General features: G+C 40.4%; 14 protein-coding genes and 1 other RNA gene. 11 read left to right on the top strand and 4 right to left on the bottom strand.

What is annotated here, in order from left to right; all coding sequences use genetic code 11:
- The first annotated feature begins 201 nt into the window (after nt 1-201).
- Nucleotides 202-969 (top strand): PAS domain S-box protein, encoded by a 768-nt coding sequence (locus ACTWPF_RS00395; RefSeq protein WP_106895346.1) that lies wholly within the window; start codon nt 202-204, stop codon nt 967-969.
- A gap of 190 nt (nt 970-1,159) precedes the next feature.
- Here ACTWPF_RS00395 and ACTWPF_RS00390 read toward each other — a convergent pair whose 3' ends face one another.
- On the bottom strand, nt 1,160-1,351 hold the full coding sequence (locus tag ACTWPF_RS00390) for a DUF6366 family protein (protein WP_443147946.1): 192 nt from the start codon (nt 1,349-1,351) through the stop codon (nt 1,160-1,162).
- Between the two features lie 317 nt (nt 1,352-1,668).
- Between ACTWPF_RS00390 and ACTWPF_RS00385 the strand changes: the two genes are divergently transcribed.
- The 3 genes from ACTWPF_RS00385 (at nt 1,669) to ACTWPF_RS00375 (ending at nt 5,528) form a co-directional block, all read left to right on the top strand.
- Nucleotides 1,669-2,898, top strand: coding sequence for a dicarboxylate/amino acid:cation symporter (locus tag ACTWPF_RS00385; RefSeq protein ID WP_106895348.1), 1,230 nt, complete (start codon nt 1,669-1,671; stop codon nt 2,896-2,898).
- Between the two features lie 238 nt (nt 2,899-3,136).
- The gene (gene acsA / locus ACTWPF_RS00380) at nt 3,137-4,852 is read left to right on the top strand and encodes an acetate--CoA ligase (RefSeq protein ID WP_443147945.1); all 1,716 of its coding nucleotides are present in this window, start codon (nt 3,137-3,139) and stop codon (nt 4,850-4,852) included.
- A gap of 160 nt (nt 4,853-5,012) precedes the next feature.
- Nucleotides 5,013-5,528 (top strand): type 1 glutamine amidotransferase domain-containing protein, encoded by a 516-nt coding sequence (locus tag ACTWPF_RS00375; protein WP_036578153.1) that lies wholly within the window; start codon nt 5,013-5,015, stop codon nt 5,526-5,528.
- 188 nt (nt 5,529-5,716) lie between these two features.
- On the opposite strand, the gene ACTWPF_RS00370 is transcribed toward ACTWPF_RS00375, so the two are convergent.
- On the bottom strand, nt 5,717-7,006 hold the full coding sequence (locus ACTWPF_RS00370) for a glycosyl hydrolase family 18 protein (RefSeq protein WP_443147944.1): 1,290 nt from the start codon (nt 7,004-7,006) through the stop codon (nt 5,717-5,719).
- A 64-nt stretch (nt 7,007-7,070) separates the two neighbouring features.
- Nucleotides 7,071-7,604 carry an isochorismatase family cysteine hydrolase gene (locus ACTWPF_RS00365; RefSeq protein ID WP_106895351.1) on the bottom strand — a complete coding sequence of 178 codons (534 nt, stop codon included), beginning with the start codon at nt 7,602-7,604 and terminating at the stop codon, nt 7,071-7,073.
- 75 nt (nt 7,605-7,679) lie between these two features.
- Between ACTWPF_RS00365 and tadA the strand changes: the two genes are divergently transcribed.
- Both tadA and ffs read left to right on the top strand, forming a co-directional pair.
- Entirely contained in the window at nt 7,680-8,165 is a 486-nt protein-coding gene (gene tadA, locus ACTWPF_RS00360) for a tRNA adenosine(34) deaminase TadA (protein ID WP_443147943.1), read from the top strand.
- An 82-nt stretch (nt 8,166-8,247) separates the two neighbouring features.
- Nucleotides 8,248-8,513: signal recognition particle sRNA large type (gene ffs / locus ACTWPF_RS00355), an RNA gene on the top strand.
- 52 nt (nt 8,514-8,565) lie between these two features.
- Here ffs and ACTWPF_RS00350 read toward each other — a convergent pair.
- The gene (locus tag ACTWPF_RS00350; RefSeq protein WP_443147942.1) at nt 8,566-9,132 is read right to left on the bottom strand and encodes a beta-class carbonic anhydrase; all 567 of its coding nucleotides are present in this window, start codon (nt 9,130-9,132) and stop codon (nt 8,566-8,568) included.
- A 290-nt stretch (nt 9,133-9,422) separates the two neighbouring features.
- Here ACTWPF_RS00350 and dnaX point away from each other — a divergent pair, with 290 nt between their 5' ends.
- From dnaX to ACTWPF_RS00325, 5 genes are all read left to right on the top strand, one after another.
- Entirely contained in the window at nt 9,423-11,120 is a 1,698-nt protein-coding gene (gene dnaX, locus ACTWPF_RS00345) for a DNA polymerase III subunit gamma/tau (RefSeq protein WP_443147941.1), read from the top strand.
- A gap of 55 nt (nt 11,121-11,175) precedes the next feature.
- Nucleotides 11,176-11,496, top strand: coding sequence for a YbaB/EbfC family nucleoid-associated protein (locus ACTWPF_RS00340; protein ID WP_036578159.1), 321 nt, complete (start codon nt 11,176-11,178; stop codon nt 11,494-11,496).
- 118 nt (nt 11,497-11,614) lie between these two features.
- Nucleotides 11,615-12,211, top strand: a complete 597-nt coding sequence (gene recR / locus ACTWPF_RS00335; protein ID WP_036578160.1) for a recombination mediator RecR — start codon at nt 11,615-11,617, stop codon at nt 12,209-12,211.
- A gap of 16 nt (nt 12,212-12,227) precedes the next feature.
- Entirely contained in the window at nt 12,228-12,443 is a 216-nt protein-coding gene (locus ACTWPF_RS00330; protein ID WP_106895355.1) for a YaaL family protein, read from the top strand.
- Nucleotides 12,444-12,649: 206 nt separating this feature from the next.
- Complete coding sequence (locus ACTWPF_RS00325; RefSeq protein ID WP_443147940.1) at nt 12,650-12,811, top strand: hypothetical protein; 162 nt, start codon at nt 12,650-12,652, stop codon at nt 12,809-12,811.
- Nucleotides 12,812-13,041: the final 230 nt, after the last annotated feature.

The raw sequence follows: 13,041 nt of genomic DNA, 5'->3' as shown, positions 1-13,041 counted from the left end.
GGGGTTTTTTGTGTTTTCTAAACAAGGTAAACCGCATTAAGCAATATAAGCATAGAGAGCCTAGGGCTTAGGAATTTAGTATGTTTCTATTAAATCAGACGCTCTCTAATAATGTCATTAGTAAATATTCTTTGATATAATGAACAGATTCATTATAGTACTTGGCTAAATTTAAAAGCAGTTGTTTTGGGAGGGAATATCATGAGTAACAAAATATCAGAAATCGACTATCTTGAGGTGATAGAGTACTCTTTGGATCCTCTTATCATCCATACTGATTATCAAATTATGTACATAAATCGAGCGGCAGAAGAACTTTTCGGTGCCACTAAAAAAGAGATTATCGGGTCTAGTCCGTTAGACATATTCAAAGAGACTTCAAAGGACTCGATTAGAAATAGAATACAATCTGCCTATGGGCGCCCGGCAGATGTTATCGAGGAAACTGTTTATAGAATTGACGGAACGACAGTGGAGGTTGAACTATATTGTCACCCTATAGTAGTCGAGGGTAAAAGAGCTATACAAACATATGTAAGAGACATTACAGAACGAAAAAAAGCTGATCAGAGGCAAATAGAAATGACGGCACAAGTAAATGAATTATCTGCAACCCTTGTACCATTACTTAACGGATTAGCAATTCTCCCATTAGCAGGCAGTTTTGATGACCAAAGAGCAAGACAGCTAGTAGATATTGTACCATCAAAGGTTCAAGATCAAAATATAAGTTCTTTAATTATTGATTTCTCTGGTATCTATAATCTTGATAATGTGGTGGCAGATCAACTTTTTAAAATAAACAAGGTACTATCTCTGCTTGGCGTGCAAACCATTATCACAGGGCTACGACCTGAGTTAGCCATGGTAGCAACAAATCTTAATCTAAATTTGGCCTCTATTCCAGTAATGACTACAGTAAAGGATGCACTTTCATACTTGGGTATAGAGTTTAAGAATAATAATTAATTCTTTTTGAAGAGAATTAATTCATAAAGATATTCCTACTTAGAACACTAATTTGGTTAAATCTCCATTCCTTGCTCTCTATGAGTATTCAAAATGGAGATTTCGCTTTGTTGTGGACAGGTATGTTTATCTTCTTTTCTTTTAAAAGCACGTAATAGATCATCTCTTTTAACATAAGATAATGAAGGTATTAATTAACAAATATCGATACGACGAAAAAGCCAATTATCATCAGGATGATGAGGAGTAAAGTCCCCTTCCAGCCTAGAGCACCAACTAAATCTGAAAGAACACTTCCATGAATACTGCTAGAAGGTCTCTTTAATTCTTCCTGTCTTATTCTTTCTCTCCTTCTTTCAGGAGTTTCCTTATCATCACTCATTCCCATCCCCCCCCTCTTATTATCTAATAATTCTAACATATACAAGTGCCTTCTTTGCATAAAGTTATTCCGGGTATTTTAATTTCACCCACCAATTCGTTACATTTTCGTTACGAAATATGGGGTTATATTACCATTTTCGATTGAATAAAAATATGATAAAATAACATATACTGGTAGTCTATGCTTTATACAATAGGTTCAATCCTGCACATGTATTCCAAATCTATTTTTATCATTTCTAGCAATCTCCCACACAGACCTAAACATTCCAAGTTATACAACAAAAGAATAAAACATAGAAAGGAATTAAGGCTATGAGTCTAACAAAAAAAATTATTATTGCGCTTATTCTCGGTGTTATTACGGGAATTGGTCTAAGCTTTGCACCATCATCTCTATATGGTCCACTAGATACTTACTTATTAGGCCCTGTAGGTCAAATATTTTTAAACTTAATTATGATGATTGTCGTTCCAATTGTATTTGTGTCCATTGTACTAGGTACTGCTGGTCTTGGTGATCCGGCAAAGTTAGGGAAAATTGGTATACAGACAATTCTTTTCTATATGGTTACAACAGCTATCGCCTTAATTATTGGGCTTGGTATCGCCTATATTCTGGAGCCAGGAAAAGCTGGGACGTTCGATACGAGTAATGTAGAGTACGAGTCTCAGGAAGCACCACCAATTATGGATACATTGGTTAACATTATCCCTCAGAACCCAATAGAAGCGATGACCTCAGGGAATATGCTGCAGATTATCGCATTTGCTATCTTTATCGGAGTGGCACTTGCAGTATTGGGTGAGAAAACAATTGGAATTTATCGCCTGTTTGAACAGGCTAACGATCTATTAATCTTTCTGGTTAATGCGATTATGAAACTAGCTCCATATGGGGCGTTTGCTCTTATCGCTTCTGCCATTGGGGATGCGGGACTGAATGCTCTTGGGCCAATGGTCATGTATATGGTCGCTGTTATTCTCGCGCTCATTCTGCATGGCGCAATTACGTACAGTCTTGCTATTTGGGGGATTGGAAAGGGAAGTCCGTTGAAATTTTATAAAGGATTTTTCCCTGCGATGTCTCTTGGTTTTAGTACATCCAGCTCCAGTGCAACCCTACCTGTTGCCATGAAGACTGCTCAGGAAAACCTAGGTGTTAGAAAATCTGTCAGTAGCTTTGTCCAGCCATTAGGTGCAACAATAAACATGGATGGCACGGCGATTATGCAGGCAGTAGCTACAGTGTTTATCGCACAGGTTTACGCAACATCGCTTGGTGTAAGTGATATTGTAATGATCATCTTAACAGCAACACTGGCAAGCATCGGTACAGCTGGTGTTCCGGGCGTTGGGCTTGTCATGTTAGCGATGGTTTTAAACCAAGTCAACCTTCCTGTAGAAGGGATAGCTCTCATAATTGGAGTTGATCGTCTACTTGATATGTTACGGACATCGCTTAATATTACAGGTGATGCAGCGTGTGCCTACATTATTTCTGAGAATGAACGAAGAAAAGAAGAAAAGGCTAATCTTACCTGACGTAAGAAGCATCTATCGCAATGGCGATAGATGCTTTTTTTTACAGAGAGTGCTGCTATATTATCTTGCTTATACACAAGTTTCTCCTTCTTCTGGACTAATTCTCGTATTCTTATATCTAATCACTTTAAAATTTTTTCCATATAGTCTAAAATAGGATTAGTTACCTAAATCTTTAAACAATTCGGATCGTTAAAATGCAATCGTTTACAAAAAAACAGAATGCTGAGGTGATTGGATGGATATGCAGAAAGTACCGTCAAGAGAAGGGGATCACAATTTAAAAGATTACAAGCAGGTGAAAGAAAATTTTTCTTGGGATAAGGTAAAAGAGAACTTTTCCTGGAATGGAACGGGTAAGGTCAATGCAGCTTATGAAGCCATTGATCGCCATGCGGAGAACCCAGAAAAGAAAAACAAGACCGCTCTTTTATATTCTGCTCCGGGCAGGGAGGAGAAGTTAACCTTTCAAGATTTACGTAATCAAAGTAACCGTTTTGCAAATGTCCTGAAAAAACATGATGTTAATAAAGGAGACCGCGTCTTTCTCTTTATGCCGCGTAGTCCTGAATTTTATGCTGCTTTCTTCGGTATTTTGAAGGTTGGTGCAATAGCAGGGCCTTTATTTGAAGCATTTATGGAGCAAGCTGTTCGGGATAGACTACAAGATAGTGAAGCGAGGGTATTGATTACGACGCCTGATTTATTGGAACGTGTTCCACAGGATGATTTACCGAGCTTGGAAAAAATTGTGCTTGTAGGCAATGGTAAAGAAAGCTCTTCTATATTTGTTGACTACGAGGCAGAAATGAAGCAAGCATCTGACGAATTTTCTATTGAGTGGGTAGATTTAGAGGATGGCATGCTATTGCATTACACCTCCGGATCAACTGGTAAGCCAAAAGGGGTCTACCATGTGCATAATGCCATGATTCAACATTATGCTACGGCAGAATGGGTGCTTGATCTGAAGCAGGATGATATATACTGGTGTACGGCTGACCCTGGCTGGGTTACAGGCACAAGCTATGGCATCTTTGCACCATGGCTACATGGCGTTACCAATGTTATTAGGGGAGGGAGATTTTCCCCAGAGGATTGGTATGGAACGATTCAAAACCATGAAGTGAGTGTCTGGTATACTGCCCCAACAGCTCTTCGTATGCTTGTGAGTGCAGGAGCAGAGGTAGCCAATAAGTTTGCTTTATCCTCGCTGCGTCATATTTTAAGTGTGGGTGAACCGCTAAACCCTGAAGTTGTTACATGGGGGCTCAAGGCATTTGACCTGCGGATTCACGATACATGGTGGATGACAGAGACGGGTGCAATGTTGATTGCCAATATTCCATCAGAGGAAATCCGACCAGGGTCGATGGGGAAACCTGTACCAGGGATTGAAGCTTCCATTGTCGATAACGAAGGGAATGAGCTCCCACCAAAACAAATGGGCAACCTTGCGATTAAACAAGGATGGCCTTCCATGATGCGGGGAATTTGGAATAACCAAAGCAAGTATGAAAGCTATTTTATAAATGGATGGTATGTTTCCGGGGATAGTGCGTATAAGGATGAGGACGGCTATTTCTGGTTCCAAGGTCGCTTGGATGATGTGATTAATACCGCTGGTGAACGTGTTGGACCATTCGAAGTAGAAAGCAAACTTATTGAACATGAGGCGATTGCGGAAGCAGGCGTAATAGGTAAACCAGATCCTGAACGTGGAGAGATAATTAAAGCCTTTATCACATTAAACAGTGGCTATACGGAGTCGGAAGAATTGCTTGAAGACATTCGTAAATTTGTAAAAAATGGGCTAAGTGCCCATGCTGCTCCAAGAGAAATAGAAGTGAAGAATGCTATCCCTAAAACGAGAAGCGGCAAAATCATGCGTAGACTTCTGAAGTCTTGGGAGCTGGGACTTCCAACAGGGGACACATCAACCCTAGAAGAATAGTAGATTAAAGATCGCTTTTAAAAAATATCTTCACAGAAAAGGCCACGGAGCAACAATGCTTCGTGGTTTTTCGAATTTTTTTAGTAGGACTAGAATGTTTTATTTTCTCTAAAGTGGGAACACCTATTTATGTAATACTACTAAAAGGAGCGGATAATTCATGGGTAAAAAAATCGCAACAGTGCTTACAAATATGTTTGAGGATGTAGAATATACAGATCCAGCTAAAGCATTTAAAGATGCTGGCCATGAAGTGGTTACCATTGAAAAAGAAAAAGGCGCAAAAGTAACAGGAAAGAATAATAAAGAAAGCTTAAGCGTTGATTATGGTATTGATGATGTAAACCCAAGTGATTTCGATGCGTTATTCATTCCAGGTGGTTTTTCACCAGACCAATTACGTGCTGATGACCGCTTTGTGAAGTTTGCGAAGCATTTTATGGATGAAAAGAAACCAGTATTTGCCATCTGCCATGGTCCACAGTTGCTCATTACAGCGAAGACTCTAGAAGGACGTAAAGCGACAGGCTTTAAATCCATTCAAGTTGATATGGAATATGCTGGCGCAACAGTAGTTGACGAGGAAGTAGTAGTTTGCCAAAATCAGCTTGTAACAAGCCGTCAGCCTGATGATATCCCGGCATTTAACCGAGAATCCCTAAATCTTTTAAAATAAGGTAATGAGAAGATAATAACGACGTACTAATTTAGCGTTACAGAAAACGCGCTGAATTGGGTTTAAAAACTTCTAAATATAAGTAAAAGCCGAATGGGGCATTCGATATCTATCCAAAATTCGAATGGCCATTCGGCTTTTTAATGTAAAAAAGCCTTTGCTTAGTTGGCACATTTTCAATACTATACCTAAACGAGCTTTTCTACTTCGAATTGGTCGTTTAGTAATAACCAATTTTGCGGGAATGCTAGCCCTAGTTTCCAATATGCGATTCCTCGTAGGTTTAGTTCTTTAATTAAGTTGAATTTTGCTTGAATGGATCGAGCGTCCTCAAACCACACCTCATGCTGGTTACCCTCGCCATCTGTGTATATGAAAAATGGAGCCTGGGAACCCGGGTCAAATTGAATCTCAGCATTATTTTCCCGCGCGATGGTTATAGCTTGTTGCGGACTTACAGCGCGAGCTGCTTCTCCCCCTTCTTCATAAGGAAGTGTCCAGTCATACCCATATAAATTTTGACCAAGCATGATTTTTTCAGAGGGCATTACAGTTAGGGCATATTCTACCACACGTCTTACTTCGTTGAGTGGTGAAACTGCTAGTGGAGGGCCGTAGCTGTATCCCCATTCATAAGTCATGAGAACAACAAAATCAACAATTTCTCCATGGGCAGCGTAATCATGGGCTTCATACCATTGCCCTGACTGTGTTCCACTGGTTTTGGGTGCAAGGGCTGTAGATAGCATTAAGCCAGCCTGGGAGAAGCGCTCCTTTGCCTTTCTTAAAAAGGCGTTATATGCTTCCCTGTCATCTGCACGGAGAAATTCAAAATCAAAGTGAATATCCGTATATCCACCTTCTTCAGCAGCATTCATAATGTTATCCAGTAAGGTATTTTGCACTGCCTGCACTGTCAAAATAATATGACCAAGCTCCGCGCTGAATGATCCCTCTTCAAGGTTGGTTAAAACAAGCATGAGTGCGGTATTATTTTCTTCCGCAATTGCTGCTAGCCCATTAAGTGGCGGGGGTGTTAGCGTTCCATCTCGATTCACGTTATAACTGAAAATAGAAAGGTATGTTAGGTATGGAGAATTTTTAGTTGCGGCATTTTTTAATGTCTGTGAAACTGTGTCGCCCATTGGCTCAATGTATGCAGCGGATTGAATGGATCTTCGAGGCTGCTGGGGGATGTAAAGTCGATACCCAACAGGGAGAATGTTTCCAATTGGAAATTGGTTAATACGTGCTAGCTCCTCTGGTGACATATTGAATTGCTGTGCGATCGAGTACAAGCTGTCACCTTGCTGTACAAAATAAAATCGACCTATAATAGGAATGACTAATGCCTGACCTACTACAAGGCTATCTGGAGCGTCTAGTTCGTTCGCTTGTGAAATTGCAGTTATAGAAGTACTATATGTATTTGCTATTTCGTATAAGGTCTGTCCTTGTTCGACCACGTGAATTTGCATAAAAAATCCCTCCTTCATAGATGTCCTACTTACAAATTATGAAGGAAGGGTTCGTTTTATGTCATTAGAAAGTATCAATATCTGCTTTCATTACAGACTCCATGAGGTACAGGGCATAGTCGTTTGTTTGCTTATTCTCAGAGGCCATACAATTTTTTGGTATTTTCAAATCAAATTTATACATATAGGCATCCTTAGCTGTAAACAAAATACAAATATCCCCTGCAATACCGGATATAATTAATTTGGTTTTTCCGAGCTCTGTTAAAAGCGATTGGAGAGGGGTTTGGAAAAAGGCCGAATGCTGTGGTTTAATAAGAAAATAGTCGTCATCATCTGGACCAATCGCATCAATCACTTCTTGGCTCTTCTCATTCTTACAGTAGTCTGTTACTTTTTTAAAGTCAGCCTGCCATAAGCCATAGTGATCATTTATATAAATAAGAGGCAAGTCATGATCCTTCGCATATTGACGAAGCCTTTTCATGTTCGGTAGAATTTCTTTAGTATTGGCGAGTAAGTCATCTCCACCATCAAAATCAAAATGGTTTATAATATCTACAAACAATACAGCAGTATCGTTTTGTGGCGTTTCCATGCTAGCAGCTCCTTTTTACGTCATATTCTATTTATTACCTATTTGAACTAATTCAAACTTAAGAAGGTGTCATGTATGAAGATGGACGATCATTTTATGGAACAGGCAATTATACAAGCGAAAAAAGCAGGTGCGAAAAAAGAAGTTCCGATCGGCGCTGTGATTGTTTTTCGTGATGAAGTCATTGCCACTGGTTATAATGAACGGGAGGCATCCCAAACTACGCTATCGCATGCAGAATTATTTGCGATTGAGGAAGCGAATAAAAAGATAGGGAGCTGGCGCCTAGAGGACTGCACACTCTATGTCACGTTAGAACCATGTCCGATGTGTGCTGGGGCAATTGTACAATCAAGAATAAAGCGAGTGGTATATGGGGCGCCAGATCCAAAGGCGGGATGTGCTGGAACCCTTATGAATTTATTAGATGAAAAACGATTTAACCACCAAGTCGAGGTGGCAGGTGGTATTTTGGAAGAGGAGTGTGGCTCCCTTTTACGTGATTTCTTTCGTGATCTACGGAGGCAAAGAAAAATTGGGGATGGGTCGTTGTCTGACTAAAACCGCCTCCAGCTTTTATTCCCATATTTTTGTATGGGACAATCATTGCATTCTACTAAAAAAGTCGTTATAATAGTTAATGTCGTGCTAAGCGGGGAGGTAGCGGTGCCCTGTACTCGCAATCCGCTATAGCGAGGCCGAATTCCCACCCAAGGTTTGGCGACTTTATGGTCTGCCCTAAGGGAGTGGTGTTGACGTCCAGGTCCTGCGCAACAGAGACCCATGAATTCTGTCAGGTCCGGAAGGAAGCAGCAGTAAGTGGTTATCTCCGTGTGCCGCGGGGAAGCCTGGGCCGAGCCATGAACTTAGGTAACGCATAGGGCCGTCAAATCGACGGTGGGTGCACGGCATACATAAAAAGAAAAGCCTTCAGTCCATTAAGGGCTGAAGGCTTTTCTTTTTATTTAGTTGCATATCCATCGACGACAAGATCAAGCTTTCCTGTATCCGGATTGATTACAAGTCCGTGTACGGGTACATCAGTTGGCAGCAGTGGATGGTTATGTACAGTGGAAACACTGTGTTTAACACTGTCCTCTACATTATCAAACCCTTGTAGAAATTGTTCAAAGTCAATACCGGAAAACGCGAGTGTATCCAATTTCTCTTCTGTCACACCACGCTCTTTCATTTTCTGTAGTGTAGCGTCTACTTTGATCCCGGACATCCCGCAATCATGGTGTCCCACTACACATATTTCGTCAATGCCAAGTTCATAGATACCAACTAAAATACTCCGCATAATACTGCCGAAGGGGTGGGAGACAAGCGCGCCTGCTGTTTTTAAGATTTTCACGTCCCCATTCCCAACATTCATTGCCTTTGGTAAGAGTTCGACTAATCGTGTATCCATACATGACAAGATTAGTAAGCGTTTATTGGGAACCTTGCCTTTCTGGTATGCTTCATATTCCTTTTTTTCTACAAATTCTTCATTATAAGATAAGATATCATTTAATAGACTCATATCAATTCTCCTTCATACTTGTTTCTTATTTATTATAAAGGAAAATAGCAAGCAGGCAAAACAGAATAGATTTTATATAAAGAATTTACGTACGCACTAATCTTTTTTGTTCCCTATTATTAGGGGGCAGAAGAACTTCAATCATGCAGTAACCGGGAGGCTTGTGGCTACACAGTATAACCTTTTGTCTTGCACACATTATTTTTGTTAAAACTGTAACAAGCTACGGTTCACATTCACCCTGTAAATAGAGTATAATTAGAAAGAGATCATAGAGGGGATTTTGTATTATGAGCTATCAGGCATTATATCGCGTTTGGCGTCCTAGAAAATTTCAGGACGTAGTCGGACAAACACATATTACACGTACATTGCAAAATGCGATTGTCCAGGAGAAGTTTTCGCATGCTTATGTATTCTCGGGCCCACGTGGAACGGGGAAAACGAGTGCTGCAAAAATTTTCGCCAAAACGATAAACTGTGAACAGGCGCCCGCAAAGGAACCTTGTAATGAATGTGCGGCCTGCCGCGGAATTCAGGATGGGTCGATTTCGGATGTAATTGAAATTGACGCGGCCTCCAACACAAGTGTGGAGGATATTCGTGACATACGGGATAAGGTGAAGTACGCTTCCAGCTCTGTTCCTTATAAAGTATATATTATTGATGAAGTGCATATGATCTCTACGAATGCTTTTAATGCTTTATTAAAAACATTGGAAGAACCACCAAAGCACGTTGTCTTTATTCTTGCGACAACAGAGCCACATAAGATTCCATTAACGATTCTCTCAAGGTGCCAACGGTTCGACTTTAAGCCAATTTCCAATGCAGCGATTGTGGAGCGTATGCAGTCGATTATCGATGCAGAAGGTATTTCTGTTTCTCAGGAAGCAATGGAAACAGTGGCACTTGCAGCAGAAGGCGGAATGCGTGATGCGCTAAGTATACTAGATCAGGCAATATCCTATAGTGAAGAAAAGGTTGAACTGGAGGATGTCCTCGCAGTTACTGGCGGTGTTTCGCAACAGATTTTAACGGATATGGTACAATCCATGCACGAAAAAAACGTCCAACATGCATTAAAACAATTGGATGAATTGATAAGTCGTGGTAAAGATCCAGGCCGTTTTGTCTATGACATGATTTACTTCTTGCGTGACCTCCTGCTATTTAAGAGTGCTCCATCGCTTGAAGGGTTACTGGAGAGGGCGAGGACAGATGAAAGCTTTACTTCTTTGGCAGAAGCTGTGTCGATCCAATGGGTACAACAGGCAATCATGGAACTAAATCAATGCCAGCAAGAGATGAAGTGGACGAACAGTCCCAAGGTGTTTATTGAAATAGCAGTCCTGTCTCTTACAAACGGACAACAGCAAACTGAAGCAGCAACGGTAACGGAAAGAAACGAGGATTCCGAAGCCGTCATGAAACTGACCAGTAAGCTATCAGCGCTAGAAAAAGAAGTAGCTGCTTTAAAACAAAACCCACAAGCAGCTGTGCAAGCTGCCGCTCCAAGAGAGCAGCGCAGACCACAGACAAGGGCAACGAAAAATAGCTATAAAATTCCGAATGAGCGCATTCGTGATGTGTTAAAGCAGGCTGAAAAAGCCGCATTGAAAAATGTGCACGGTCAGTGGGCAAACTTTCTTTCGAAGCTTAAGTCATCAAATGCTCCTGCACATGCTACAATACAGGATAGTAAGCCTGTAGCAGCATCAGATCAGGCGATAATTGTGGCATTTAAGTATGAGATTCACTGTTCCTTATTTCTTGATAACCGGGAGACGGTCGAATCAGTACTTGCAAGTGTACTGAACAAGCAGCTGACTATTATTCCTATTCCCGAATTGAATTGGTCGGAAATTAGAACAGATTATATAAATAACCAAGAAAAAAGCAACGAGTCTGAGGAACAACAGGTTGATCCACTGGTGGAAGAGGCACGAAAGCTTGTTGGAGATGATCTGATTGAAATACATGATTAGCTTTACTAAAGTTTGGTAAAATAATGCTAAGTTTAATTTAAAGGAGGCGTTTTCCATGAAAGGTATGGGAAATATGGGCGGAATGATGAAACAAATGCAAAAAATGCAGAAAAAAATGATGCAGGCACAGGATGAACTCCATGAAATGACGTTTGAGGCATCAGCAGGTGGGGGAATGGTTACTGTTACTGCAAATGGTAAAAAAGAAATTACGGATGTACAGATTAAGGAAGAAGTTGTAGATCCAGATGATATTGATATGCTACAAGATCTCATCCTTGCAGCAACAAACGATGTAATTAAGCAAATTGAAGATAAAACGAATGACACGATGGGACAATTCACCAAAGGGTTGAATATGCCTGGAATGTTCTAGTTTCACATCAGCGCTGCCACCTGTGAAGCGGGGAGGCAGCATGCTGGGCTTAATAGCAAGTGGGTGGATAGCAATGTTAGTCTAGGCCCTTGCTTGTGTCGCTTCTAGGAGGAAAATGATGTACTATCCAGAACCAATATCTAAACTTATTGACAGTTTTACAAAATTGCCGGGGATTGGACCTAAGACTGCTGTCCGACTGGCATTTTTTGTTTTGAATATGAAAGAGGACGACGTAATGGACTTTGCCAAGGCTCTCGTAAATGCCAAGCGTGAACTAACGCATTGTTCTGTGTGTGGGCATATTACGGATCAAGATCCATGCTCCATCTGTCAGGATACATCAAGGGACGCGTCCATCATCTGTGTAGTTCAAGATCCTAAAGATGTGATAGCAATGGAAAAGATGAAGGAGTTCCACGGTAAATACCATGTCCTTCATGGAGCTATTTCTCCAATGGACGGAATTGGCCCAGAGGATATTAACGTACCAGATTTAATTAATCGCCTTAAAGACGAAGAGGTAAAAGAACTGATTCTCGCCACTAACCCAAATATCGAGGGAGAGGCAACGGCGATGTATATCTCCCGTCTAGTAAAGCCATCAGGGGTACGAACAACTCGTATCGCGCACGGTCTTCCAGTCGGTGGGGATTTGGAATATGCAGATGAAGTAACACTATCAAAAGCGTTGGAAGGTAGAAGAGATTTGTAGGGATTAGGTGGGACACATGGCCAAAAAAATTAAAAAAAGCGATATGGATGAGCAATTATTAGATTCAATATTCAAATTGGAAAACGAATGGAAGCACATCTCTTCTTTGCTAGAACAAAGCATTGATCGACCGGTACACGCGGTAAATAGAGAAGCACTTGCTCAAGCGAATTATTTATTTTTACTCCGTGAGGCAAGGCATCGTAAAGTTAGTGCCATGAGTTTCCGCTAACTACAGAGAATTTCTAAGAGCAAAATTTCTTTACATTTCTATTCCAAAAAGGCAAGGGAACCTATTGTGTTCCCTTGCCTTTTTTGGTTCTAAAATATTTGGTGGAGTGAGGATAATCTTCTGAAAATAAATAAAAAGCACGCAAGCTCCTTATTTGTTACACTGGGTGCAGTTCAAACAACCAAACAAAAAGGAGAAACATGTAATTGAATTCTACCGTTAAATTACCAGGAATTGAAGGGTTTACGGTTCAGCATACAGAAGAAATAGATGGAGTTTATCGCTTATTTGTGGTGAAAGAAATAGTTCGAGCAGCCTGTATAGCTCTTTCCCCCATTTGTTCCTCTACTTCCTTAGACTCAAGATAGCTATTTATGGCTGTAATAGCAATAATAACAAATAAAATTAGACTAATTATGAAGACTAGTATCTTTTTTTGTAAAGAGATTTTTCTCATTCTACAAAACCATTCTATAACCTAGTTGATTTATTACTCTATATACAGAAGGGTGCATGCTTTTATAGATTTATAGACTGATTTTTTTTATAGATTTATAGACTGATTTTTAGTGTAGAAAATGAATCTATGTCTATCAAG

It is taken from the genome of Oceanobacillus sp. M65 (genome assembly GCF_052246275.1).
Lineage (GTDB): Bacteria > Bacillota > Bacilli > Bacillales > Amphibacillaceae > Oceanobacillus_B > Oceanobacillus_B jordanicus.
Note: the sequence above shows the minus strand (reverse complement) of the source record. Positions and strands in the feature narration are given on the sequence as shown.